Consider the following 24315-nt stretch of genomic DNA (forward strand, 5'->3'; position numbering starts at 1 on the left):
CGTTCCCCGCGATATAGGGGGCTGAAATGACCGACACGATCTTCGCCCTGGCGTCCCCGCCCGGACGGGGTGCGATCGCCGTGTTGCGCCTGTCCGGACCGGCCGTCGAACAGACCCTGATCGCCCTGGGCGCAAAACGGCTCAAGCCGCGCATGGCCTCCCTGCGAGACCTGACCTACGGCGGGGCCCCCATAGACCAGGCCCTGGTGATACGGTTTGCCGCCCCCCATTCCTACACGGGCGAGGACGCGGCCGAACTGCATCTTCACGGCGGCCGGGCGGTGGTTGAAGCGGCCAGTCAGGCGCTGATCGCCCTTGGCGTGCGACCCGCCGAACCGGGAGAATTCACCCGCCGCGCCTTTCAGAACGGCCGGATGGACCTGGCCCAGGCCGAGGCGGTCGCCGACCTCGTCGACGCCGAGACAGCGGCCCAGGCGCGTCAGGCCCTGGGCCAGCTGGACGGCCGGCTGAGCGAAACCTACGCGGGCTTCCGTCGGGACCTCCTGCAGGCTTTCGCCTTGATCGAGGCTGAAATCGATTTCCCTGACGAGGAGGTTCCGGACAATCTGGCCCGCACGGCTGGACCTGTGCTGGACCGGTTGGCGGATGATCTGCGCAGGGCGGTGGAGACAGGACGGCGAGGAGAGCGGGTCCGTGACGGTTATCGCATCGTGCTGATCGGCGAGACCAATGCCGGCAAATCGTCGCTGTTCAACGCCCTGGTGGCGCGGGAGGCGGCCATCGTTACGCCGATCGCCGGGACCACGCGCGATGTCCTGGACGTCGATCTGATCATCGGCGGCTATGCCGTCACCCTGTCGGATACCGCCGGTCTTCGAGAGAGCGACGATCCGATTGAGGCCGAGGGCGTGCGACGGGCGCGGGCCAGGGCGGAACAGGCGGATCTGAGGATATGGGTCCGCGCGCCCGGCGACCCGGAAGGGGTTGCGGCCGACTATGTCCGACCGAGCGATCTGGTCGTGGCCAACAAGTCTGATGTCGGCGGCGGAGAGGTCCCGGGATGTGGCCTGGAGGTCCTGAGCCTCAGCAGCCGGACCGGCGCGGGCTTGTCGGAGCTTCAGACGTGGCTCGCTGCTCGATTGTCCCGGGATCTGTCGGGGGCGGACTTCCCGGCTGTGACTCGCGAACGACATCGCCTGCGTTTGCTGGAGGCGCTGAAAGCTGTGGAGGCTGGGCGGGGCGCGCTCGAGGTCGCGCCCGAAATGGCCGGAGATGATTTGCGCCGCGCCGCGGCCGCCTTGTCGCGCGTCACCGGAGAGGTGGGCGTGGAGGAGGTCCTCGGCGAGGTCTTCTCCAATTTCTGCATCGGCAAATAACGCCGATGTTTCACGTGAAACCTGCCCGGCGTGGTCCCGTTCACGCGAGCTGACGCCCGGTCAGCCCCTAGCGAAATCACCGGATCTGGCCTATGTGGCGCGGATGAAAGACCCTCAAGACACCTGTTTCGACGTCGTCGTCATCGGCGGCGGCCATGCCGGCTGTGACGCCGCTGCGGCTGCAGCGCGGGCCGGCGCCCGCACGCTTCTGCTGACCCAGAAGCTCGAAACCATAGGGGAGATGTCCTGTAACCCGGCCATAGGCGGCCTCGGCAAGGGGCATCTGGTGCGTGAGATCGACGCCCTTGACGGGCTCATGGGGAGGCTGGCCGATGTCTCAGGCATCCAGTTCCGCCTTCTGAACCGCTCGAAAGGGGCGGCCGTACGCGGTCCCCGCAGTCAGATCGACCGGCGCCTGTACCGTGAAGCCATGCAGGCGGAGCTGGCGCGCACCCCCGGTCTGACCCTGAGGGCGGGAACAGCGGAACGGCTGATCCTGGACGGTGACCGCGTCACGGGCGTGGTCACGGACGCGGGAGACGTGCTGCACGCGGGCGCCGTGGTGCTGACGACCGGAACCTTCCTGAACGGTGTCATTCACCGGGGCGACGAACGGATCGCGGCAGGGCGGCATGGCGAGCCGCCGTCGACCGGACTTGCGGCCGACCTGCACGCCGCCGATCTGCTGATGGGGCGGCTCAAGACCGGCACGCCCGCCCGTCTGGATGGTCGGACCATCGCCTGGGATCGGCTGGAGATGCAGGAGGCGGACGAGACGCCTGAGGCCTTCTCCTTCCTGACCGAGCGGATCACCGTGCCTCAGATCGCCTGCGGCGTGACCCACACGACCGAGGAAACGCACCGGATTATCGCTGAGAACCTCGGCGAGAGCGCCGTCTATGGGGGCCGGTTGTCGGGACGCGGACCCCGCTACTGCCCTTCGATCGAAGACAAGGTGGTCCGGTTCGCCGACAAGACCAGCCATCAGATCTTCCTCGAGCCGGAGGGGCTGGACGACCCGACCGTCTATCCGAATGGAATCTCCACCTCGGTCTCCGAGGCCACGCAGCTCGCCTTTCTGCGCACCATCCCCGGTCTGGAGGCGGTCGAGGTGTTCCGGTACGGCTATGCGATCGAATACGATTATGTCGACCCGCGCGAACTGACCCCGGCCCTGGAAGTGAAGAAACGGCCGGGCCTCTATCTGGCGGGCCAGATCAATGGCACGACGGGATATGAGGAGGCGGCGGCCCAGGGTCTGATGGCGGGATGGAACGCGGCGCGGGCAGCGGCTGGGCAGGCGCCGGTGATCCTGGGGCGGGACCAGGCCTATATCGGGGTGATGATCGACGACCTGGTCACGCGCGGCGTGACCGAGCCTTATCGCATGTTCACCAGCCGGGCCGAGTATCGTCTCAGCCTGCGCGCGGATAACGCCGATCAGCGGCTGACGCCTCCGGGTCTGGCGATGGGGATTGTCGGGGCCGTCCGTGGCGGCCTGTTCCAGACCAAGGCTGACAAGTTGGCGCGCGCCAGCGCTGTTTCACGTGAAACCCTGTTCACCCCCAAGGAAGCGAACGCCCTGGGCGTGCCGGTAAACGCCGACGGCCGGCGGCGATCGATCCGGGAGCTTCTGGCCTTTCCGGGCGTGACGTTGGACAATTTCGTCGCCGCCTTGCCCCAGATCTCCGAATGGGATCAGGATATCCGCGAGCAGGTCGAAATCGACGCCGTCTACGCCAATTACCTGGATCGGCAGGCGATCGACGCCGAAGCCCTGCGCGTCGAGGACGCCATGCTGCTGCCGGCCGACCTTGATTATGCCGCCATCGGCAGCCTCTCGAACGAGGTGAAGGAGAAGCTGATCCGGGTTCAGCCTCGGACCCTCGGCCAGGCCGGACGGATCGAGGGCATGACGCCCGGCGCGCTGACGGCTCTTCTGGCCCATGTGAAGCGGTCGCCTGGCCAGCCGCGTTCGCAAAGCGGCGTGGCAGCCTGATGCTGGACGCAGAACAGGACGGGCTTCAGGACCGGTTGCGGGCGCAGTTTCAGGACCGGACGGGCGCCACAGCGACGCATATGGCGGATCTGGATCAGTTCCGGCGACGTTTGACCGAGACCAACGCGGTGATGAATCTCGTGGGACCCGAGAGTCTGCCCGACTTCTGGAACCGCCATGCCTGGGACAGCGCCCAGCTCCTGGCCTTGGCGCCGACCGCCTTGACCTGGGCCGATCTCGGAGCCGGCGCCGGATTTCCCGGAGTCGTCCTGTCGATCCTGCTGAAGGGCAGGGCGGACGCCCAGGTTTGGCTGATCGACAGTCTCGGAAAACGCTGCCGGTTTCTGCAAGAGGTGGTGGACGCCCTCGATCTGCCGGCGACCGTGATCAACGGCAGAGCCGAAGCCCAGGCGATCACGGTTGATGTTGTGACCGCCCGGGCTGTGGCGCCGATGGAGAAGTTGCTGGGTTATGCACAGCCCTACTTCCAAAGGGGTGCACAAGGTCTGTTTCTGAAGGGGGAGAAGGCCGAATCCGAGTTGATTGAGGCGCGGAAATCCTGGCATTTCGAAGCTGAACTGGCCCCGTCGCAAAGCGACCCGCGCGGCCGTATCGTGACAGTCCGGAGTGTTCGACGTGCCCGCCACCAGCACTAGCAAACTGCCTGCCCGCGTTCTCGCGGTGTCGAACCAGAAGGGCGGCGTGGGCAAGACCACGACCGCGATCAACCTGGGCACGGCGCTCGCCGCGATCGGGAAGCGGGTCCTGATCGTCGACATGGATCCGCAGGGCAATGCGTCCACCGGTCTGGGTGTTCCACGTGAAACACGGCGGGTGACGATCTATGATGTGGTGGTCGATCAACGCTCGATCGATGACGCCGCCGTGCAGACCACGGTTCCCGGGCTGTGGATCGTGCCTGCCGACGCCGACATGTCGGGCGTGGAGATCGAGTTGAGCCAAGCCGATCGCCGATCCTATCGTTTGCGCGACGCTCTTCGGACGCATGACCAGGGCCCTACCGCGTATGACTATGTTCTGATCGATTGTCCGCCCTCGTTGAACCTCTTGACGCTCAACGCGATGGCCGCTGCAGACGCGGTGCTGGTCCCGCTTCAGTGCGAGTTCTTCGCCCTGGAGGGACTGAGCCAGCTGATGCGGACCATCGAGATGGTCAAGCAGAGCCTTAATCCGGCGTTGGAAATTCAGGGTCTGGTCCTGACCATGTTCGACCGCCGCAGCGCCCTCTCGGGTCAGGTGGCCAATGACGTCCGCGCTCATTTCGGCGAGAAGGTCTATGAGAGCGTCATACCCCGCAATGTTCGCGTGGCCGAGGCCCCGTCCTTCGGCAAGCCGGCGCTGATTTATGATCTCAAATGCGCCGGCAGCCAGGCTTATCTCCGGCTGGCGAAGGAAGTGGTGAAGCGCGAGCGCCAACGGCTCAAGCTGGCGGCCTGACGACGGTCACTCCGGGTGATCGACCCCTAGAAGAAGAAACGGAACAGTATCTTGGCTGAACGACAAAGAGGCCTGGGTCGCGGCCTTGCGGCTCTGATGGGCGAGAATGTGGAAGCGGCCACCGCTGCCGGCGCCCCCCTTCCAACCGGCGTGCAGACGGCGCCGATCGAGAGCCTCAAACCCAACCCGGACCAGCCGCGCAAGGTCTTCACCCAGGAGCATCTGGAAGAGCTGACGGCGTCGATCCGCGACAAGGGCGTGCTTCAGCCCATCCTGGTGCGGTCGCAGCCCGGCGAGGACGGGGTCTGGCAGATCATCGCCGGCGAACGTCGCTGGCGCGCCGCCCAGGCCGCCCGTCTGACTGATGTGCCGATTGTCGTGCGCGAGATGGACGACGTCGAGGTGTTCGAAGTCGCCGTCATCGAGAATGTTCAGCGCGCCGATCTGAACCCGCTTGAAGAAGCCGACGCCTATCGGGTTCTGATGGAACGGTTCGGCCGCACCCAGGATCAGGTCGCCGGCGTCGTCGGCAAGAGCCGCAGCCATGTGGCTAATACCCTGCGCCTGCTGCAGCTGCCGGAGGAGGTCCTCTGGTACGTCCGCAACGGCAAGCTGACGGCCGGCCACGCCCGGGCTCTGGTGACCGCGCCCAACGCAGCGGCGCTGGCGGAACAGGCTTTCAACGAGGGCTTGAACGTCCGCCAGGTCGAGGCGCTGGCGCGCCGCGCGGCCGAAGGGCCCAAACCCGTCAAGGCCAAGCCGGCCGGCGGCGGGGAGGGCGCCGCCGACGTCGCCGCCCTTCAACAGGATCTCGCTGACGCCCTGGGCCTGAGCGTCCAGTTGAACGACAGGAACGGCAAGGGCGACCTGACGATCCGCTACGGCTCGCTGGAACAGCTGGACGAGTTGTGCCGTCGCCTGATGCGGGGCTAAGGCGCCAGACTCGTTGAGGCGCGCGTGCTAGGGTGATCCCATGACCGACGAAACAACGCCCAGCGCAGCCGACAAGTTGAAACAGGCGCTCGCCGCCAAGAAGGCCAAGGCCGGGATCCCCGGCCATGGCTTCAACGCCCAGGTCGGAGCCCGAGCCGAGGAAAAAACCGTCTCCGCGCGCAATGTCGCCATGGCCCAGCCGGCCTTCCGCAAGGCGTCCAAACGGGGGTGAACCCGTCAGGCGGGCATGAGGGAACGGCGTCCCCTTGCGTCCGTTGTTGAAACCGCTGTCCCCATAGCCTCGGCGTCACGATGAACAGGGCTTCATCGAAGCGCCGGAATATGGTCTGGCTCACGTCATTCCGACGCCAAGCCGCTGGGGCAAGACGGCAGGATCGCTGACTATCCCGAGACCGAACTCATGACCGAACGCGCCAAACCCATAGCTCTGTCCCTCGCCCCCATCGAACTCCAACGCCGGCAGCTGTTGCTGGGCGCGGGTCTGGCGGCGGGCTTTACGGCGCTCGGCGTCTTTGATGTCGCTCACGCCCAGGCGAACCTGTCGGCTGAAGACCGCGCCGCAGTCCAGCAAGCCCAGGCCTATCTCCAGGCCCTTGTCTCGGCGCAGGGAACCTTTGTCGAAACGGGCCGCGGCGGACAACGGCGTGAAGGCCGCTTCTATCTGCAGCGGCCGGGCAAGATGCGGTTCGAATACACCAATCCGGCTGGACTTCTGGTGGTGTCGGACGGCTACAACGTCAAACGCTATGATCCGCGGCTGAAGAATTTTCAGCAGGTTCCGCTGGGGCGCACCCCCCTTTCGACCTTCCTGGCGCGCAATGTCCGCCTGGACCAGGGCGTCCGCATCGATCGGGTCACGCGGATGAGTTCCGGCGCCTTCGCCATAACGGCTCGCGACGCCGGCCGCCCCAACGACGGAACAGTGGTCCTGGCCTTTGCAGGCGAGCCGTTGCGGCTGCACGAATGGACGATCACTGACGCCCAGGGCGCACGGACGCGGACCCAATTGACCAGTCTTCGACCGGCTTCGGGTCTTTCGGCCAGCCTGTTTCAGCTCCGCGATCCGACGCGACGCCCTGGCCGCAACTAGAACGGGGTCACGAATCACCGTTATCCATCCGTTGCCGGATGATCACGCTCAAGCGGCAAATATGACAGTTTGACCTTTTGCGTCGGCCGTGACATCTAAAACACAGAGCGGCGGCGGCCGTTCTAACCGCTCGGATTTATCCCCCTCCCGGCGGCGAGAGAGACGATCAAACTCCATATGGCCCGGCCCGTAGCGGCCGGGCCTTTTTTATGGGGCAGGGCCTGCTAAAGCGGGACCATGACCCTTCGCCTCGCCACCTGGAACATCAACTCCGTCCGCCTGCGCATCGACCAGGTCGCCCGGTTCGTCGCTGAACGCGCGCCCGACGTCCTGCTGTTGCAGGAGATCAAATGTACGACGGACCAATTTCCCCGCGCCGCCTTTGAAGCCATGGGCCTGCCGCATCTGCGGGTGGCGGGGCAGAAGGGCTGGCACGGGGTCGCCATCGCCTCGCGGCTGCCGCTGGACGACAGCGACACGTTCGAAGTCTGCAAACTCGGCCATGCCCGCTGCGTATCGGCCCGGGTTGCGGGGATCGACGTGCAGAATTTCTACATCCCCGCCGGGGGCGATATCCCCGATCGGGCGCTGAACCCGAAATTCGATCACAAGATGGACTTCTACGAGCGGCTCACCGGCATTGTGGCGGGCGAGGACCAGGCTCGCCTCAGGGTCATGGCCGGGGACTTCAACATCGCTCCGGGCGAGGGGGACGTGTTCAACCATCGCTACATGTCGAAGATCGTCAGCCACACCCCGATCGAGGTGGAGACCCTGAACCGGCTGCAGGAAACCGGCGGCTTCGCCGACGTGCTGCGTGACCGTTTTCCGGAGCCGCAGAAACTGGCCAGCTGGTGGAGCTATCGCGCCGCGGACTTCCGCAAGTCCAACCGCGGCCTGCGCCTCGACCATATCTGGACCTCGCCGGGCCTGACGCAGGCGGTGGTCAAGGACACAGCCCGGATCCACGACGATGTTCGCGAATGGGACCGGCCGTCGGACCATGCGCCGGTGACGGTTGATCTGGAATTGTGAAGGCCGCGACGGGGAAGGAGAAGCTCTTAACCCCGACATTTCAACTATCATACAAGCTTTACCGTACTGAAACAGGATCGGTACCCCTTGGTCATGGGGCCGCTCTAGATGGACCGCGCCGCCCGAGGGGGACGGTGCTTTTCATTTGGATGATCCATGACCATTTCCGGTTCGCTCGCCCGGCGCGCCCTTCTGTGCGCCGCCACCAGCCTCATCGCCTTGAGCGCGGGTTCGGCGCTCGCCCAATCCGGCGTTAAAGTATCGACGCCTGACAGGTCTGAAGACGCCACGCTGCAGGAAATCGTGGTGACCGGCGCCCGACGCGCCCAGACAGTGCTTGAACAGGAGCGCGAAGCTGTCGGGGTTGTCGACGCCGTCGCTGTCGGCGACATCAGCCTGAACCCCCAGACCAATATCGCCGATCTGGCCAAGCGGCTGCCAGGCGTCTCGGTCAGCCAGGATCAAGGCCGTAACCAGTCGGCGACGGGCGAGGCCCAGTACGTCGCCATTCGCGGTTTCGACACCAGTTTTAACGCCTATACGCTGGACGGCCTGCGTCTGCCCCAGACGGCCGGCGGTCGTTCGATTTCGCTGAACCTCTTCAGCCCGTTCGCGATCCAGGCGATCGGAATCGACAAGACGCCGAACGCGGCGCTCGACGCCGACGCCATCGCCGGCATCGTCAATCTGGTCACCCCCTCCGCCTTCGACTTCGGCGACCAGATGCTGCGCCTGCGCGCGGTCGGACAGATGGCCGAACTGGCTGAGGATCGCGGTCAGGACGGCCTGGGCGGCGCGGTCGGCCTGGACATGGCGCGTCGCTTTGCTGACGGTCGTCTGGGCGTCTATGTCGCTGCCTACTATGAGCAAAAAGACAGCGCCGCCGAGAGTGTCGCGGTTCAGAACGACTACAAGACCTCAAAGGGCGATGTCGGTTCGGCGCGCGACAATGAAAACGCCTTGTCGGCGGACGGTCTGCAGTGGAACTTCTTCAACTCCACCGTCGAACGCTATGGCGCGACGGCGGCTCTGGACTATCGCACCCAGCCCTTGGATTTGTTCGCGCGGGTCAATTATGCGACCTACACCAATACCAATACGATGAACCAGGCGGGTCTGCGCAGCGAGCGGACCTCGGGTCAGACCAATCCCAATGCCGCTTCCAATCCGGGGGGCGCCAACTACAACGCCGCTGGCGACTACACGCCCTACGGCATCAACCCCGCTAACTATTTCCGCGTCGAGGATGTCGAGCAGGAACTGCTGTCGGTGCAGACCGGGGGCAAGTTGCGTTTCGGCGATTTCACCGCCTCGCTGGAAGCCGCCTATGCCGACGGTCGGCTGGACTCGCCCAACACGATCGAAGCCGCCTGGCGCGGCGTCGCCTACAACGGCGCGCCCGGCAATACCGGCGCCTCGTCCGAGGGGTTGAAGATTGACTTGTCAGACGCCCGCTGGCCGATGCCGGTGCTGTCGTCGGGCGCGACCGCCTATGTCGCCAGCCAGGACCGCCCCAGCCAGATCTATGTGCAACGCGGCTACAGCTATCTGTCGGAGGTCAAGAAGACGGTGAAGGGCGATCTGACCTGGACGGGCTCGGGCCTGCTGGCCAGCGCCTCGATCGGCGGACTTTATGAAACGGCGGACCAGGACGGCCGCAGCCTGACGCCGGACGACACCCGCTACAAATTCCGCACCTCCCTTCAGGCCGGCACTGTGGACGGCCCCTCGATTGGCGCGACGCCCGGCCAACTGATCACCGACTTCATGGGGCACGGCACGGTGCGCCCGGTCAAACTGGTGGATCGTCGCTTTGTGGAGCATGAGCTGGATCTGTACGGCTCGACGGTCACGGTCTCTCAAGAAAAGCTGAACCAGGGCCTGTCGGACAGTAAGGAAGACCGTTCGGCCGCCTTCGCCGCCGCCACGCTGAAGTTGGCGGGCGGCGATCTGGAGATCACCCCCGGCGTTCGCTACGAAGACAATCACTTCGAAGCCCGCTTCTTCGTCAAGGATGCGGATGGCGCTCGTTTCGCCACGGCCGACCGGGATTATGACCATGTCGATCCCAGCGTCGTCGCCGCCTGGCGTCCCAATGACGCCCTCGTGGTTCGCGCGGCCGCCCGGTCCAGCTACAGCCGCCCCTCGGGCAGCCAACTGGCGGGGCCCACCATCGTCAGTCGCGATCCCGTCACCAACGACGTCATCAGCATCAGCCAACCGAACCCGGACCTGAAACCGGTCGAGGGCTGGAGCTATGACCTGGGCCTGGAATGGTACGCCGTCGGCACCAATCTGCAGCTGGCCGTCTACCACAAGGATCTGGACAATATCGTCGTGCCGACCGCCCTGCGGAATGGGACGAACGAGACCAGCGACGGGGTGATCATGATCAAGCCGTTCAACGGTTTGGGCGGCTCGGCCACCGGCGTCGAACTGGGCGGCCATTACGCGCTTCCGGTTGATGGCTGGCTGGAAGGCGTGTCGTTTGGCGGAAACCTGACCTATCAGCAGACCCGCGCCGAATACCGCCTGTCCTCGACGGTGACGCGCGAGAGCGACCTGCCTCAGGCGCCCGAGCTGATGTACAATCTGGAAGCCGGCTATGAGCATGGGCCGTTGCGCGCCAGCCTCTGGTACAACCACACCGGTCGGCGTCTGGACACGGTTCAGGACAGCCAGCCGGACATCTATATCCAGCCGTCCAAGGAGTTGAACCTGGGCGTCGCCCTGACCCTGGCGCCGGGGCTGGAAGTGGGGGCGGCGGTCCGCAATCTGACCGACGAGCCGACCCGTTGGTCGACCGTCGGCGCGGGCGAACGCTACGTCTCGCCCGACCGCAAGGGCGGTTACCTGGAAACCGGTCGGGTCTTCCAGGTCAGTGTCAACGCCACCTTCTAAGGCGCGGACGTCAGAACCGAGGCAGACCTGACAGAGGGCGGCGGCGTTCAGCCGCCGCCCTCAAACCTTCCGCGACGGCTTCAATAGACAGGGACCGAGCGGCTGTGGGTCGTGGCCGTCGGTCTGGTCTTGCGCTTCAGAGCCTTAACCCCGCGCGCCAGTCGTTCCACAGCCTGTTGCAGTTCGCGCTCAGGCAGGGTGTAGGGCAGGCGCAGGCGTTGTTCGAAGGCGCCGTCGATCCCGAAGCGTGGCCCGGCCGCCAACCTCAGCCCTTCGACCTCGGCCCGGGCTGTCAGGGCTGAGCTGACCGGTGCTGGAAGTCGCACCCAGAGCGACAGGCCGCCCGCAGGTCGGGGGCAGACCCAGTCCGGCAGATGCTGCGCCAGTTGCGCCCGAAGGTGGTCCCGCCGCGCCCGCAACAGGGGACGCCGCGCCGCAAGGGCCGCGCCGCCGTCGTGCAGCAGTTCTACGGCGGCCAGTTGTTCGAGGATGGGTACGCCCAGATCGAAGCTGGCGCGGCTTTGGGCTAGGCGCTGGATCACCGCGCGGTCGGCGCGGATCCAGCCGATGCGGAGACCGCCCCAGACGCTCTTGGACATGGAGCCCAGCCGCACGACGCGCGGGGCGTCGACGGCCGAGGCGGTGAGCGCCGGCGGGCCGCTGAGCGTCAGCTCGACCAGGGTCTCGTCCAAGACCAGCAGGGTCTCCGACCCCTTCAGCCCGGCCAGAAGTCGGGCGCGATCCGGGGCGCGCATCATCCGGCCCGTCGGGTTGTTATGATCCAGCACCAGATAGGCCATGGGCGCGCCGCTATTCCGACACGCCGAGATCAGGCCGTCGACATCCCAACCGTCCTCGCCGTCGTCGTCGGGCAAGGCGACCGGCGTCGGCCGCCCGCCCGCCGCCAGGATGGCGTCGATCGCCTGGGGGTAGGTGGGGTGATCGAAAACCACCGGGGCGCCGGGCCGAACGGTCAGGCGCAACAGGTGGACCAGCCCGTTGTGTGCGCCGTGGGTGATCAGGATCTGGCCGGACGAGGTCGGCAGGCCGCGTCGCCGGTAGCCCTGGGCCACGGCCTCGCGCAGTTCCTCGAGGCCGGCCGCTTCGTATCCATGGCCGGGCAGGTTCGCCGGAAGCCGCTCCAACGCCTTCACATAGGCGGCGTGGACATTCGGGTCGGCTGGGAGGACAGCGGCCGTCAGGTCGATCATGCCCGCCGCCTGGACGAGCCGCTGGGCGGTATCTGATTGTCGGAGGTTGGGACCGGCGGGCAGACTGGTGCGTGCGCCTTCCCCCTGACCGCCGACCAGAAACCCGTCATCCCTCAGTCGTCCATAGGCGGACGAGACGGTCGTACGGCTCAAACCCAAGGCCCGCGCCACTTCGCGCTCGCCCGGCAGGCGGACCGCCAACGGCAGGCGTCCGTCGAGGATCAGAAGTCGTACCGCCGCCGCCAGCTGTCTATAGGTCGCGCCGGCGCCTGGGGTGCGCCAGGCGCCCAGGTGACGGACAAGAGAGGGGAGACCTATCGGACGCGGCGGCATAGGGCCAGAATGGCGGAACTGGCGCTTTTTTGTAAGTCCAGTATCGCCCAAATCATCGAAATGACCCGTCGCCTTTTCCAGCTCTTCGCCGGCCTCGTCCTCTACGGCCTGTCCATCGCCCTCATCGTTCGCGCCGATCTGGGGCTGGATCCGTGGGACGTGCTGAACCAGGGGGTGTTCGAGCGGTTCGCCGGCCCGGCCGGAATCAGCTTCGGCCTGGTGGTCAATCTGATCGGTATGGCCGTTCTGCTGCTGTGGATTCCCCTGCGCCAGCGGCCAGGGATAGGGACTGTGGCCAATGTTCTGGTGATCGGCACAGTCGCGAATTTCGGTCTGGACTGGATCCCGTCTGACCTGGGCCTACCGATGCGAGCAGGCCTGTTAGGCGCGGGCGTCGTGCTGAACGGCGTCGCCAGCGGGGCCTATATCGGCGCGGGCCTGGGCCCGGGCCCGCGCGACGGCTTGATGACCGGCATCGTGGCGCGCACGGGCTGGCCGGTGAAATGGGTTCGGACCGCCATCGAGCTGAGCGTCATCGCCTTGGGCTGGCTGCTGGGAGGCTCGGTCGGCGTGGGCACTGTGCTTTACGCTGTGACCATCGGCCCGCTGGTCCACCTGTTCCTGCCGATGTTCACGATTCACGGCCGAGGCGCGGACGCCTAGGGCTGCAACCGATAGCCGCCGGCGTCAGTCAGCAGCAGGCGGGCCTGGCCCGGCTCGGGCTCGATCTTCTGCCGCAGGCGATAGATGTGGGTTTCCAGCGTGTGGGTGGTGACGCCGGCGTTATAGCCCCAGACCTCGGTCAGCAGTTCCTCGCGCGACACGGGCTTGGCCCCGGCGCGGTAGAGGTATTTCAGGATGTTGGTTTCCTTCTCGGTCAACCGCACCTTCTTGCCCTTGGCGTCCATCAGGACCTTGGCGGCCGGGCGGAACTCGTAGGGTCCGATGGAGAAGACGGCGTCTTCCGACTGTTCGTGGCTGCGCAGATGGGCGCGGATGCGGGCCAGAAGCACGGCGAACCGGAAGGGCTTGGTGACATAGTCATTGGCGCCGGCGTCCAGGCCCAGGATGGCGTCGGCGTCGGCGGACTGGGCCGTCAGCATGATGACCGGGGTCGAGACCCCGTCCTTGCGCAGCAGGCGACAGGCCTCGCGGCCGTCCATGTCCGGCAGATCGACGTCCAGAAGAATCAGATCGGCGCGGATCTCGCGCCCCATCCGAACCCCGTCGGTCGCGGTCGCGGCCTGCTGGGTCTTGAACTCCTCATGGAGGTTCAACTGCTCGGCCAAGGCCTCGCGCAGGTCGTCGTCGTCGTCGATGATCAGGATGGTCTTGGGCGTGGGCATGTGCAGACAATGGCGAGGCTTGGCCCCCGCGCCAAGGCTTGGGGGTGCGAATTCACGTCAGGTTACGGCCTAGAGGGTGTTTAAGGACGATTTCGTTCCCCGAACAACGCCGTTCCCACGCGAACATGGGTGGCGCCGCAGCGAATGGCGGTCTCGTAATCGCCGCTCATCCCCATCGAGAGCACCGACAGTCCGTTGCGGCCTGCGATCTGATTCAGAAGGGTGAAATGGGGCGTCGCGTCCTCGTCCGCCGGCGGAATACACATCAGGCCGTCGACCTTCAGGCCGTATGTGTCGCGCGCGACCTGGATCAGGGCGTCGGCCTCGTCGGCCAGGACGCCCGCCTTCTGGGGCTCCGCGCCGGTGTTGACCTGGACCAGGACGCGGGGCGTGCGGTCGAGCTTCTGTCCCGCCTCGGCCAGCGCCCGCGCCAGTTTTTCGCGGTCCAGGGTCTCGATCACGTCGAACAGGGCCACGGCGTCCTCGGCCTTGTTGGTCTGCAAGGGGCCGATCAGACGCAGCTCCAGGTCATTCAAACCGGGGAGCCGCTCGGTCCAGCGGCCCTGGGCCTCCTGCACCCGGTTTTCGCCGAACACCCGCTGGCCTGCGGCCAGTATGGCGTCGATCGCCTCGGGCGGTTGGGTCTTGGACACGGCGGTCAGGGTCACGGCGGCCGGGTCCCGGCCGACGGCGCGGCAGGCGGCGTCGATTCGCGCGCGAACCTCGGCCAGGTCTTCGGCGATGGACGCGGGCGAGGAAGCGGGGGAAGTAGGGGTCATGATCCTGTCGGCCAATTACAGCGATGAGGCGCGTGCGCTCTGGGATGCGGCGACCGCTCTAAACCGCGCCGCAGCTGCTGTCAGCCCGAGCGCCGCGGGTTTGCCGCCGCTGTTGTTCTTCACCGACCCGGAACGCACGCTTCGCCCCTGGGAGACGGCGGCCCGGCTGCCGGCGGGGTCGGCGGTGGTCTACAGGGCCTTCGGGGCCGCCGATGCGGTTGAGACAGGCCGGCGCCTGCGCGAGGCGACCGAAGCCGCCGGGGTCAGGCTTCTGGTCGGGCGGGACATGGCGTTGGCGGAGGCCGTGGGGGCGGATGGCCTGCATCTGCCCGAACGCGAGGCGGAAAGGGCGGCGGAAATCCGCGCGTATCGCCCGCGCTGGCTTCTGACCGCCGCCTGGCATGGCGGCGCGTTCAGGGCCGAAGCCCTGGACGCCCTGGTTCTGTCGCCGGTCTTCGTCGCCGGCGGCGCGTCGGCCGGCCGACCGGCGCTGGGTGTCGCGAGTTTTGGCGAGAAGGCCAAGGCCGTCGCCCTGCCTGTCTACGCCCTGGGCGGGATCAGGCCGGACAATACCGAATTGCTGGGACAATCGGGCGCGTGCGGCCTGGCGGGAGTGGAGGCGATCCAATCCGCATTTGCTGCAGCCTGAAGCGCCGTTGCTGGCGCACGTCGAGGGTCAGAACTTGAAGATGGTCTCAAGCCGCACACGCGGCTGGGCCCGGCCGCTGGTTTCGGGCGCGCGGGCGGGATCGGCTTCCGGCGAGGCCACGGCGGCGGCGGCGCCGACGCGCAGCCGGTCGTTGAGGCGGTAATAGGCGCCGGCTTCGACATCGCCCCAGTCGGTCTCGCGGCCGACCGGTTGGCTCAGATTGAAATCGAGACCCCAGCGGCCGCGGTCGTTCAGACGCAGGCCGCGCCGCTGCGGCGGGGCGTTGCGCTGGGCCGCTTGGGCTTCGGACAGGGTCACGGTGGGCGCCCGGCTCTGAGACGCCGATCCTGACGCCTGTGCAGCGAACACGGGTGTGGCGACGGCTAAGGCCATCGTCCCAATCACCACCTTCACGAGGCCGCCGAACCGCATTTCAAACCCTTCGGACGTCGCCGACGACGACATCGCAAACCCTGAACCGACCTTCTGATCGGGACCACCGCGATTAGACATCGAGGGTCCGCCCGGTCAACGCAACGTGCCCCTGATAACGAGGTTCCTGGCGATTGTTGCAGTGCGATGTGGCTCAAGCGTCACGGGAATTGCCCGAAATCGGCGAAGTCTGTCAGCAACTTGTCATGGAACGGCGCAATCGGAATTGCCGCCTTCCTTCACTTCGCCCCTCACTTCGCCTCACACTTCACCCCACACTTCGCCTTGTCATCGCCCCTTTTGCCCGTGTTATAGGGTCACGCAGCGGCGTGGAGGAATCCGCAAAGCCGTGCGCGTGTGGGCGAGGGCCCCCACGTCCCTGAGTTTACGGAGACTTCCTTGATGAGCCTCAACAAGGCCCTGGTTCGCGGCGTCGCTGTCGCCCTGGTCTCGGGCGTCGCCCTGAGCGCCTGCTCCAGCATTCCCTTCGTCGGCGGCGGCGACAAGACGCCCAAGACCGACGTGCAGCAGGGCATCGGCGTCAACGGCTATCTGTGGCGCGCCTCGCTGGACACCCTCAGCTTCATGCCCCTGCTGACCGCCGATCCGTGGGGCGGGGTCATCAACTATGATTGGTACACCAACCCCCAGACGCCGAACGAGCGCTTCAAGGCGACCGTCTTCATCCTGGACACCCGTCTGCGCGCCGACGCGCTGAACGTCACGGTGACCAAGGAAGTGAAGGGCGCCGATGGTCAGTGGACCGCCGCCCCGGTCGCCGCCCAGACCGAGGCCGATCTGGAAAACGCCATCCTGACCAAGGCGCGCCAGCTGAACCTGTCTAACGCGGGCTAAAGCAGGCGAACGCCTGCTTTAGCTTTCCTTGTAGGTGCCACCGCCCTTCGGGCTGCTTGAGCACCGTTTGGCTTAGACTCAGCCGCCGTTCTCGGACAGCCGAGACGCATTACTTCTTGGGCGCTGTCGTCCTTCGGGCTAGTGAGCCGGGAGGGCGGCAGCGCCCTTTTGACTTCAGGACGACCGTGGCCCGTTACGAACCCAAGACCGCCGAACCCCGCCAACAGGCCCGCTGGGCCGAGGCCTCCGCCTTCGTGACGAAGGACACCGGCCAGCCGAAATACTATGTGCTCGAGATGTTCCCCTATCCGTCGGGCAACATCCACATGGGCCACGCCCGCAACTATGTGATGGGCGATGTGGTGGCGCGGTCCAAGCGCGCCCAGGGCTATGACGTCCTGCACCCGATGGGCTGGGACGCCTTCGGCATGCCGGCCGAGAACGCGGCCATGGAACGCGGCATCCACCCCAAGGGCTGGACCTACGACAATATCGCCCAGATGCGCGACCAGCTGAAACTGCTGGGCCTGTCGCTGGACTGGTCGCGCGAGTTCGCGACCTGCGACCCGGAATATTACGGCAAGCAGCAGGCCTGGTTCCTGGAGCTGTATCGGCGCGGCCTGGTCTATCGCAAGGACGGGGTGGTCAACTGGGACCCGGTCGACAACACGGTCCTGGCCAATGAACAGGTGATCGACGGGCGCGGCTGGCGCTCGGGCGCGGTGGTCGAGAAGCGCAAGCTGAACCAGTGGTTCCTGCGCATCACCGACTATGCCGACGATCTGATCGACGGTCTGAAGACCCTGGACCGCTGGCCCGAGAAGGTCCGGCTGATGCAGGAAAATTGGATCGGTCGGTCCAAGGGCCTGCAGATGACCTGGAAATGGGCGGGCGAAGCGCCGGCGGCTTCGCCTGACGGTCTGGAAATCTACACCACCCGCCCGGACACGCTGTATGGCGCGTCCTTCATGGGCATCGCGCCGGACCATCCCATCGCCAAGGCCCTGGCGGAGGCCGACCCGGCCGTCGCTGACTTCGTCGCCAAATGCCGTGCCGGCGGCACGTCCCAGGCCGACATCGACCAGGCCGAGAAGATCGGCTGGGACACTGGCCTGAAGGCCGTCCATCCCTTTACAGGGGCGGAAATCCCCGTCTGGATCGCCAACTTCATCCTGTCGGAATATGGCACGGGCGCCATCTTCGCCTGCCCGGCCCATGACCAGCGCGACCTGGACTTCGCCCGCAAATACGGCCTGCCGGTGATCCCGGTGGTCCGTCCCGAGGGCGCCGGCGACGACTTCGCCGTGGGCGACGAGGCCTATACTGGTCCCGGCGCCATCTTCCATTCCGACTTCCTGGACGGCCTGGACATCGAGGCCGCCAAGGCCGAGGCGGTCCGCCGCATCGAGGCGGCGGGCACGGGCAAGGGCGCGACCATCTATCGCCTGCGCGACTGGGGCGTGTCGCGCCAGCGCTATTGGGGTTGCCCGATCCCGATCATCCACTGCCCGTCCTGCGGCCCGGTGGAGGTTCCCGCCGATCAGCTGCCGGTCGTCCTGCCCGACGACGTGACCTTCGACGTGCCCGGCAATCCGCTGGACCGCCATCCCAGCTGGAAACACGTTCAATGCCCGTCCTGCGGTCAGGATGCGACGCGTGAGACCGACACCCTGGACACCTTCGTCGACTCCAGCTGGTATTTCGCCCGCTTCACCGACCCGACGGCGGCCGAGCCGATCAACACCGAGGCGGCGAACCGCTGGCTGCCTGTGGATCAGTATATCGGCGGGGTCGAGCACGCGGTGCTGCACCTGCTGTACGCCCGCTTCATCACCCGCGCCCTGTCCGACGCCGGCATGCTGTCGGTGAAGGAGCCCTTCGCCGGCCTGTTCACGCAGGGCATGGTGGTCCACGAGACCTATCGTCGTGAGAACGGCCAGTGGGTCGAGCCTACCGACGTCGAGCTGACCAATGCTGACGGCGTCCGCTCCGCCCGCCAGCTGTCGACCGGCGAGACCCTGGTGATCGGCGACATCGAGAAGATGTCCAAGTCCAAGAAGAACGTCGTCGCGCCCCAGGAAATCCTGGAATCGCACGGCGTGGACGCCGGCCGTCTGTTCGTCCTGTCCGACAGCCCGCCTGAGCGGGACGTGCAATGGACCCCCGGCGGGGTGGAGGGCGCCAGCCGGTTCGTGCAGCGCACCTGGACCCTGTTCGACGCCTATGACGCGGGCTTCGCCGGCGAGGACAAGGCCAACGCCGAGCTGCTGCGCGAGACGCACAAGGCGATCAAGGCGGTGTCCGAGGGGGTGGAAGGCTTCCGCTTCAACTCCGCCATCGCCAAACTGTACGCCTTCGTCGCCACCGTCCGCGACAGCGCCCAGGCCGGCGGCGACGCCAAGCGCCAGGCCCTGTCGGCCTTGGCGCGCCTGATCGCCCCCTTCACCCCGCACCTGGCCGAGGAATGCTGGACCCAGCTGGGCGAAGACGGGATGGTTCTGGACGCGCCGTGGCCCGTGTGGGACGCTGCGCTCGTGGCCGACGACGAGGTGGTCCTGCCCATCCAGATCAACGGCAAGCGTCGCGCGGAAATCCGCGTGCCGCGCGGCATGGAGCCCGCCGAGGTCGAGGCCCTGGTTCTGGCCGACGAGACCGTGCAGGCGCGTCTGGAGGGTCTGAGCGTGAAGAAGATCGTCGTGGTCAAGGACCGGATCGTCAATCTGGTGGCCGGCTGATGCGCGGTGCAGCAGTCCTGGCGGTTCTGGGCGCGCTGGCGGTCTCCGCCTGCGGCTTCACCCCCATGTACGCCGAGCCGGGCGTGGGCTCGCCCCTGCGCCGGATTGCGGTCTCGGCCCAGGACGACCGACTGGGCTATCGGCTGCGCGAACAGCTGGAGGACGCCCTGGGCTGGGATCGGTCCGCTGCGCCCCTGTACCGCCTGACCACCCGGGTCGAGCAGGACCGGCGCTCGCTGGGGCGCCGGATCGACGACACCGCCACGCGTTACGAGCTGACGGTCAAGGCGACCTGGACCCTGACCCCCGTGGCCGGCGGCGCGGCCGTCACGGGCGCGGAGACCGTGACCACCACCTACGCCTCGGCCGACCAGCCCTATGCCGCCATCGCTGCGCAGCAGGACGGCGAGGAGCGGGCGGCGTCGGAGCTGGCGCGCCTGATCCGGCTGGACCTGATGCAGGCGCTGTCGAACCGGTGATCCTCGCCAAACGCCCAGAGATCGATCGCTTTCTGAAGGCGCCCGATCCGGCCATCCGGGCGGCGGTGATCCACGGCAAGGACCGGTCGGGCGTCGCCGAACGGGCCGAGGTCCTGTGCCGGACCATCACGCCGGATTTGAACGACCCGTTCAACGTCACCGTCCTGACCGACAGCGACATCGACAGCGATGAATCCAAGCTGGAAGAGGCCCTGACGGCCATGTCCCTGATGGGCGGGCGTCGTCTGGTGCGGATCCGTCTGTCGGCGCTGAAACCCGGCGTGGACAAGGCGGTCGCCGCCGCCGTGAAGATCCATGCCGAGGGCGGCTATAATCCCGACGCCATGCTGGTGGTCGAGGCCGACCAGCTGGGCCGCGACTCCGCCCTGCGCAAGACGGCGGAGAAAGAGAACGGGGCCGTCGGCATCGTCTGCTACGAGGACGAGACCGGCGACGTCGCCCGCATGACCCGCGAGGCCCTGGCCGTGGACAAGGTGGGCCTGACCGCTGATGCCCTGGACCGGTTTGTCGGCCGTCTGCCGCGCGAGCGGGGCCTGATGCGTCAGGAGATCGAGCGCCTGGCCCTGTTCATCGGCCCCGGCTCGGGCCGGACCATTGATGTCGAAGAGCTGGAACAGCATCTGGGCGTCGAACCCGACGCCTCCCTGTCTGACGCCGCACTTCAGGCCTTCGGCGCCCGGCCCGGTCCCGCCCAGTCGGGCCTGAGGCGTGCCTTTGCTGAAGGTGAATCCTCGGTTCTGGCCGTGCGATCCGCCGCCCTGCATCTGGGACGGCTGCGCCGGATCAATATCCTGCAAGCCAATGGCGCCGGGGCCAAGGAGGCGGCCAAGGCGGCCGGGGTTTTCTGGAAACAGGAGGCGGAAATGCTGCGTCAGGCCCGCGCCTGGCGTCTGGAGGCGCTGGACGAGGTGCTGGACAGCATCAACACCGCCGACGTCGCCACCAAGACGACCGGCATGCCGGATCAGTTGATCGCCGAACGCCTGCTGCTGGAAATCGCCGGGCGGGCGCGGCGTCTGGGGCTCTAAGGCCAGAAACTGAAGCCTGGGGGCCTCAGACCATCGGCGGCGGACCGGCCAGGACATCGCGCTTGCCGGCGTGGTTGGCGGGGCTGACCACGCCTTCCTGCTCCATCCGTTCGATCAGCGAGGCGGCGCGGTTGTAGCCGATCTGCAGACGACGCTGGACGTAGGAGGTCGAGGCCTTGCGGTCGCGGGTGACCACGGCCACCGCGCGGTCGTACAGATCGTCACCCGAACCGCCGCCCCCGTCATCCATCGCCCCGTCGGCGTCGCCGTCCGGTTCGTCGGTGATCAGGTCCAGATAATCGGGCTCGGCCTGGGCCTTCAGATGTTTGCAGACGTCCTCGACCTCCTTGTCGTCGACGAAGGGACCGTGCAGGCGCGTGATCCGCCCGCCGCCGGCCATATAGAGCATGTCGCCCTGACCCAGCAGCTGTTCGCCGCCCTGTTCGCCCAGGATGGTGCGGCTGTCGATCTTGGAGGTGACCTGGAAGCTGATGCGGGTCGGGAAGTTGGCCTTGATGGTGCCGGTGATGACGTCCACCGACGGGCGTTGCGTGGCCATGATCAGGTGGATGCCGGCGGCGCGGGCCATCTGGGCCAGGCGCTGGACGGCGCCCTCGACGTCCTTGCCGGCGACCAGCATCAGGTCGGCCATCTCGTCCATGACCACGACCAGGAAGGGCAGGGGCTCGGGCCGGATCTTCTCGGACTCATAGACCGGGCGGCCCTGGTCGTCGAAACCGGTCTGGACCGTGCGTTCGAAATGCTCGCCTTTCGCCTGAGCTTCGCGGGCGCGCTCATTGTAGGAGGCGATATTGCGCACGCCCAGCTTGGACATGCGGCGATAGCGGTCCTCCATCTCGCGCACCGTCCACTTCAGGGCCACGACGGCCTTCTTCGGATCGGTGACGACAGGCGCCAGCAGGTGCGGGATGCCGTCATAGACCGACAGCTCCAGCATCTTGGGGTCGATCATGATGAAACGGCACTCGGCCGGGCTGTGGCGATACAGGATCGACAGGATCATGGCGTTGACCCCGACCGACTTGCCCGAGCCGGTGGTGCCCGCGATCAGCAGGTGGGGCATGCGCGCCAGGTCGGCGACATAGGGTTCGCCGCCGATGGTCTCGCCCAGGGCGAGGGGCAGAAGATGGCCCTTCTTGTCGTATTCGGCGCTGGACAGCAGGTCGCGCAGATAGACGGTCTCGCGCTTGGCGTTGGGCAGTTCGATGCCGATGGCGTTGCGGCCCTGGACCACCGAGATGCGGCAGGCGCGGGCGGACATGGACCGGGCGATGTCGTCGGCCAGGGCCACGACGCGGCCGTGCTTCACGCCGGGGGCCGGCACCAGTTCGTACAGGGTGACGACGGGGCCGGGGCGGATCTGATCGATCACGCCGCGCACGCCGAACTCTTGCAAGACGCCTTCCAGCATCTTGGCGTTCTGCTTCAGCGAATCCTCATCGACCGCACCCACGCGCTGGGGGGGCTTGGTCAGTATGCCCAGGGGGGGCAGGTCGAAGGCGCCTTCCGGACGGTCGAAGACGAAGGCCTGTTGATCAGCGTCTTCCTTGCGGGGCTTGGGCGCCTTGACGGCAGCGACGCGCGGTTCGACCGAACGGGGCGCGGCGCGGGCCGCGGGGGCGGGTTCGTCCTCCCACGGCGGCAGATCGTCATAGGCCGTCTGGGGACCGTCGGGGTCCTGATCCGGCGCGAAGGCGGCGTCCATGCCGGGTGCGGGTGCGCGAACCTCGGGCTTAGGCTTCGGCGCCGCCTTGGCGCGCGGTTTGCGAGCAGCCGGCGGGGGCGGCGCGGCGGGCGCGCGCAAGGACCTGCTCCAGTGGAGCGTATCGACGAAGTCCATGGCGCGCAGGCCGATGGCGAAACCGGTCAGCCAGAGGCCGCCTCCCAGGAAGACCAGGCCCGCGATGATCCGTCCGCCGGGGATGCGTAGCGCGCCCAGGCCCTGGGCGGTCAGACCGGTGAAGACGTCGCCCCACAGGCCGCCCAGACCGGCGGCCAGAGGCCAGGCGGCGGGCGCAGCCAGGGCGGCGAGGGCGCCGGACAGCAACAGGGTTCCGGCGGTGGCCGCCAGGGCCTTGATCGGGCTGGGCTTCAATCTCTGCTGGATGGCGTCGCCGACCGCGCGGGCCAGGCCGAAGGCGACCAGCAACAGGGCGGCGGGCCAGGCGGCGAGGCCCAGCGACTGCATGAACAGGTCCGCGAACAGGGCCCCGTTCGCGCCGAGCCAGTTGGTGGTCGGCAGGCTGGAGGCGGCGTTCAGACTGGCGTCCGCCGGGTTCCAGGAGACCAGGGCGATCAGCAGCAGGGTCGCCAGCAGGGCTTGCAGCACCCCTCGGAAACGCACGACGAAGGGCGCCTCCCACAGGATGCGGGCGCTGATCCAGGCCTGGCGGCCGACGGCGAGGGCGGTGGACATGAAAGGCGGACCTTCCGGGCGGCTGACGTTCGGCAGTCCTTTTCGCACCTTCAGGGTTAAGGGGTTGTTTACCAGCCCCGTCCGGATGTCAGATGATCACCGACTCGACGGAACGACGCGGGGACAGAGGCAGGGTGGCGCCGTAGCCGAACCGGAGCACGAGATTCGGGCGCTTGCCGCCTTCCCCGACCAGGGCGGCCAAATCGGGGCGCAGGGCCGCGACCTCGACCGGCTGATTGACGAAGGCATGGCGCAGGCCCAGGCCCGTCGCGGCCAGCATCAACCTCTGACAGGCCCGACCGACGGCGATCCAGTGGGCCGGGTCGGACCGTTCCGCCACGAAAACGGCCACGGCGGAGGAGGAGGCGATCTGGGCCTGATAGCGGGCGTTCTCGCTCGCGGCGGTGAAGAACTGATCGAAGGCCAACCCGCCCAGGGCGTCGGGCAGGACGGGGCTGCCGCTGGCCGCCGAAAACAGGCCGTCGCCGTGGCGAAGCGCCGCGCGCGGATTGAACCGCAACCACTGTTTCAGCTCGGCCATGAAGGCCGGATCGGCCATCTGGGCGCTGTTGCCGGCGACGACCAGGTCGCGGACGCGGTCCAGACTGGGCCGGTCGATCAGAAGATGGACGGCGATCCCCGGCGCCGTCGCGGCCTGACGCAGCCTCGCCAGCGCGCTCGCGGGTATGGGGCGGCCGTCATAGAGGGTGCGGCTGGAGCGTCGGGCCGGTATGGCGGCGAACAGGGGGTCCGGTTGGGCGGGGCCAGAGGTGAAGCTGTAGCGCAGGCTGAGTCCGTCGGCGCCTACGGTGAGTTCGCCGGGGCGGCCTGTCGCGGCGGCGGCGATCCGCAGGTTTTCGGCTGCGCAGCCCAGGCTGACGAAGAGATGGTGGTCATCCGGATCGACCGCCGGCGTCCGGCGCGACAGGTCAGGCAGGATGTCGATGGTGCCGTCGGAGAGGCGAAACCGCCACGGCTGGGTGTTGTGACCGCTGGCCGCCAGGGCCGCGTAGCGGATCAGTTCGGTGAGGGGCGGCGCATCTGTCAGGGGGACGCGGAACCCGGTCGTCAGACGGTCGTAGTCGCCGGGTGATCCGGTCGAGGCCCGCCAACCGACGCCGCCGACCGCGCCCAAGGCGAGCGTAGCGCCCGCGCCGATCAGAATCCGTCGCCTGTTCACCGTCAGTCTCCTGCTCGCGACAACCCTGCGGCCCTCGACCGGAGAAAGCCTTGACC

21 protein-coding genes are annotated in these 24315 nt (G+C 67.2%); 15 read left to right on the top strand and 6 right to left on the bottom strand.

Translation table 11 applies throughout. The features are described from left to right. The first annotated feature begins 26 nt into the window (after positions 1 to 26). The 9 genes from mnmE (at position 27) to ACVPT3_RS17165 (ending at position 10774) form a co-directional block, all read left to right on the top strand. Positions 27 to 1337, top strand: a complete 1311-nt coding sequence (mnmE, locus tag ACVPT3_RS17125; protein WP_492042034.1) for a tRNA uridine-5-carboxymethylaminomethyl(34) synthesis GTPase MnmE — start codon at positions 27 to 29, stop codon at positions 1335 to 1337. Positions 1338 to 1440: 103 nt separating this feature from the next. After that, positions 1441 to 3336 (top strand): tRNA uridine-5-carboxymethylaminomethyl(34) synthesis enzyme MnmG, encoded by a 1896-nt coding sequence (gene mnmG / locus ACVPT3_RS17130; protein WP_492042035.1) that lies wholly within the window; start codon positions 1441 to 1443, stop codon positions 3334 to 3336. Then, a complete protein-coding gene (gene rsmG / locus ACVPT3_RS17135) occupies positions 3336 to 3992 on the top strand; it encodes a 16S rRNA (guanine(527)-N(7))-methyltransferase RsmG (RefSeq protein WP_492042036.1) in 657 nt (218 codons plus the stop codon). Before mnmG ends, rsmG begins: the two co-directional genes overlap by 1 nt. Before the next feature lie 4 nt (positions 3993 to 3996). Beyond that, on the top strand, positions 3997 to 4794 hold the full coding sequence (locus ACVPT3_RS17140) for a ParA family protein (RefSeq protein WP_492043841.1): 798 nt from the start codon (positions 3997 to 3999) through the stop codon (positions 4792 to 4794). Between the two features lie 51 nt (positions 4795 to 4845). Further along, positions 4846 to 5727 (top strand): ParB/RepB/Spo0J family partition protein, encoded by an 882-nt coding sequence (locus ACVPT3_RS17145; protein WP_492042037.1) that lies wholly within the window; start codon positions 4846 to 4848, stop codon positions 5725 to 5727. A gap of 40 nt (positions 5728 to 5767) precedes the next feature. Next, positions 5768 to 5959 carry a hypothetical protein gene (locus ACVPT3_RS17150; RefSeq protein WP_492042038.1) on the top strand — a complete coding sequence of 64 codons (192 nt, stop codon included), beginning with the start codon at positions 5768 to 5770 and terminating at the stop codon, positions 5957 to 5959. Positions 5960 to 6148: 189 nt separating this feature from the next. Next, positions 6149 to 6838 carry a LolA family protein gene (locus ACVPT3_RS17155; protein WP_492042039.1) on the top strand — a complete coding sequence of 230 codons (690 nt, stop codon included), beginning with the start codon at positions 6149 to 6151 and terminating at the stop codon, positions 6836 to 6838. A 237-nt stretch (positions 6839 to 7075) separates the two neighbouring features. Next, positions 7076 to 7873: an exodeoxyribonuclease III gene (locus tag ACVPT3_RS17160; protein ID WP_492042040.1), complete on the top strand. Its 798-nt coding sequence runs from the start codon at positions 7076 to 7078 to the stop codon at positions 7871 to 7873. Positions 7874 to 8029: 156 nt separating this feature from the next. After that, on the top strand, positions 8030 to 10774 hold the full coding sequence (locus ACVPT3_RS17165) for a TonB-dependent receptor (RefSeq protein ID WP_492042041.1): 2745 nt from the start codon (positions 8030 to 8032) through the stop codon (positions 10772 to 10774). An 80-nt stretch (positions 10775 to 10854) separates the two neighbouring features. On the opposite strand, the gene yczR is transcribed toward ACVPT3_RS17165, so the two are convergent. Continuing rightward, on the bottom strand, positions 10855 to 12318 hold the full coding sequence (gene yczR, locus ACVPT3_RS17170) for a MocR-like transcription factor YczR (protein ID WP_492042042.1): 1464 nt from the start codon (positions 12316 to 12318) through the stop codon (positions 10855 to 10857). 60 nt (positions 12319 to 12378) lie between these two features. On the opposite strand from yczR, the gene yczE reads away from it, so the two are divergent. Next, positions 12379 to 12981 carry a membrane protein YczE gene (gene yczE / locus ACVPT3_RS17175; protein ID WP_492042043.1) on the top strand — a complete coding sequence of 201 codons (603 nt, stop codon included), beginning with the start codon at positions 12379 to 12381 and terminating at the stop codon, positions 12979 to 12981. Here yczE and ACVPT3_RS17180 read toward each other — a convergent pair. Together ACVPT3_RS17180 and ACVPT3_RS17185 are read right to left on the bottom strand one after the other, a co-directional pair. Then, positions 12978 to 13664: a response regulator transcription factor gene (locus ACVPT3_RS17180; protein WP_492042044.1), complete on the bottom strand. Its 687-nt coding sequence runs from the start codon at positions 13662 to 13664 to the stop codon at positions 12978 to 12980. The two genes, yczE and ACVPT3_RS17180, sit on opposite strands and share 4 nt — an antisense overlap. An 80-nt stretch (positions 13665 to 13744) precedes the next feature. Further along, positions 13745 to 14443, bottom strand: a complete 699-nt coding sequence (locus tag ACVPT3_RS17185) for a YggS family pyridoxal phosphate-dependent enzyme (protein WP_492042045.1) — start codon at positions 14441 to 14443, stop codon at positions 13745 to 13747. Between ACVPT3_RS17185 and ACVPT3_RS17190 the strand changes: the two genes are divergently transcribed. Then, complete coding sequence (locus tag ACVPT3_RS17190; protein WP_492042046.1) at positions 14442 to 15092, top strand: thiamine phosphate synthase; 651 nt, start codon at positions 14442 to 14444, stop codon at positions 15090 to 15092. The genes ACVPT3_RS17185 and ACVPT3_RS17190 overlap by 2 nt on opposite strands. 27 nt (positions 15093 to 15119) lie before the next feature. Here the strand turns inward: ACVPT3_RS17190 and ACVPT3_RS17195 are convergent, their stop codons facing one another. Beyond that, complete coding sequence (locus ACVPT3_RS17195) at positions 15120 to 15605, bottom strand: NtrZ family periplasmic regulatory protein (RefSeq protein ID WP_492042047.1); 486 nt, start codon at positions 15603 to 15605, stop codon at positions 15120 to 15122. Between the two features lie 321 nt (positions 15606 to 15926). Here ACVPT3_RS17195 and ACVPT3_RS17200 point away from each other — a divergent pair, with 321 nt between their 5' ends. From ACVPT3_RS17200 to holA, 4 genes are all read left to right on the top strand, one after another. Next, positions 15927 to 16379, top strand: a complete 453-nt coding sequence (locus ACVPT3_RS17200) for a DUF3576 domain-containing protein (RefSeq protein WP_271164932.1) — start codon at positions 15927 to 15929, stop codon at positions 16377 to 16379. Positions 16380 to 16564: 185 nt separating this feature from the next. Continuing rightward, complete coding sequence (leuS, locus tag ACVPT3_RS17205) at positions 16565 to 19114, top strand: leucine--tRNA ligase (RefSeq protein WP_492042048.1); 2550 nt, start codon at positions 16565 to 16567, stop codon at positions 19112 to 19114. Continuing rightward, complete coding sequence (gene lptE, locus ACVPT3_RS17210; protein WP_492042049.1) at positions 19114 to 19593, top strand: LPS assembly lipoprotein LptE; 480 nt, start codon at positions 19114 to 19116, stop codon at positions 19591 to 19593. Before leuS ends, lptE begins: the two co-directional genes overlap by 1 nt. After that, complete coding sequence (gene holA, locus ACVPT3_RS17215) at positions 19590 to 20642, top strand: DNA polymerase III subunit delta (RefSeq protein ID WP_492042050.1); 1053 nt, start codon at positions 19590 to 19592, stop codon at positions 20640 to 20642. Before lptE ends, holA begins: the two co-directional genes overlap by 4 nt. 25 nt (positions 20643 to 20667) lie before the next feature. Here holA and ACVPT3_RS17220 read toward each other — a convergent pair whose 3' ends face one another. Together ACVPT3_RS17220 and ACVPT3_RS17225 are read right to left on the bottom strand one after the other, a co-directional pair. Next, positions 20668 to 23079: a DNA translocase FtsK gene (locus ACVPT3_RS17220; RefSeq protein ID WP_492042051.1), complete on the bottom strand. Its 2412-nt coding sequence runs from the start codon at positions 23077 to 23079 to the stop codon at positions 20668 to 20670. Between the two features lie 88 nt (positions 23080 to 23167). Beyond that, complete coding sequence (locus ACVPT3_RS17225; protein ID WP_492042052.1) at positions 23168 to 24259, bottom strand: Acg family FMN-binding oxidoreductase; 1092 nt, start codon at positions 24257 to 24259, stop codon at positions 23168 to 23170. Positions 24260 to 24315: the final 56 nt, after the last annotated feature.

It is taken from the genome of Brevundimonas sp. FV1ps31S (genome assembly GCF_058681265.1).

Coding starts and splice junctions, on each gene's coding strand:
- mnmE (WP_492042034.1), top strand. CDS start 27: ATGACCGACACGATCTTCGCCCTGGCGTCCCCGCCCGGACGGGGTGCG.
- mnmG (WP_492042035.1), top strand. CDS start 1,441: ATGAAAGACCCTCAAGACACCTGTTTCGACGTCGTCGTCATCGGCGGC.
- rsmG (WP_492042036.1), top strand. CDS start 3,336: ATGCTGGACGCAGAACAGGACGGGCTTCAGGACCGGTTGCGGGCGCAG.
- ACVPT3_RS17150 (WP_492042038.1), top strand. CDS start 5,768: ATGACCGACGAAACAACGCCCAGCGCAGCCGACAAGTTGAAACAGGCG.
- ACVPT3_RS17155 (WP_492042039.1), top strand. CDS start 6,149: ATGACCGAACGCGCCAAACCCATAGCTCTGTCCCTCGCCCCCATCGAA.
- ACVPT3_RS17160 (WP_492042040.1), top strand. CDS start 7,076: ATGACCCTTCGCCTCGCCACCTGGAACATCAACTCCGTCCGCCTGCGC.
- ACVPT3_RS17165 (WP_492042041.1), top strand. CDS start 8,030: ATGACCATTTCCGGTTCGCTCGCCCGGCGCGCCCTTCTGTGCGCCGCC.
- yczR (WP_492042042.1), bottom strand. CDS start 12,318: ATGCCGCCGCGTCCGATAGGTCTCCCCTCTCTTGTCCGTCACCTGGGC.
- yczE (WP_492042043.1), top strand. CDS start 12,379: ATGACCCGTCGCCTTTTCCAGCTCTTCGCCGGCCTCGTCCTCTACGGC.
- ACVPT3_RS17180 (WP_492042044.1), bottom strand. CDS start 13,664: ATGCCCACGCCCAAGACCATCCTGATCATCGACGACGACGACGACCTG.
- ACVPT3_RS17190 (WP_492042046.1), top strand. CDS start 14,442: ATGATCCTGTCGGCCAATTACAGCGATGAGGCGCGTGCGCTCTGGGAT.
- ACVPT3_RS17185 (WP_492042045.1), bottom strand. CDS start 14,443: ATGACCCCTACTTCCCCCGCTTCCTCGCCCGCGTCCATCGCCGAAGAC.
- ACVPT3_RS17195 (WP_492042047.1), bottom strand. CDS start 15,605: ATGTCTAATCGCGGTGGTCCCGATCAGAAGGTCGGTTCAGGGTTTGCG.
- ACVPT3_RS17200 (WP_271164932.1), top strand. CDS start 15,927: ATGAGCCTCAACAAGGCCCTGGTTCGCGGCGTCGCTGTCGCCCTGGTC.
- lptE (WP_492042049.1), top strand. CDS start 19,114: ATGCGCGGTGCAGCAGTCCTGGCGGTTCTGGGCGCGCTGGCGGTCTCC.
- ACVPT3_RS17220 (WP_492042051.1), bottom strand. CDS start 23,079: ATGTCCACCGCCCTCGCCGTCGGCCGCCAGGCCTGGATCAGCGCCCGC.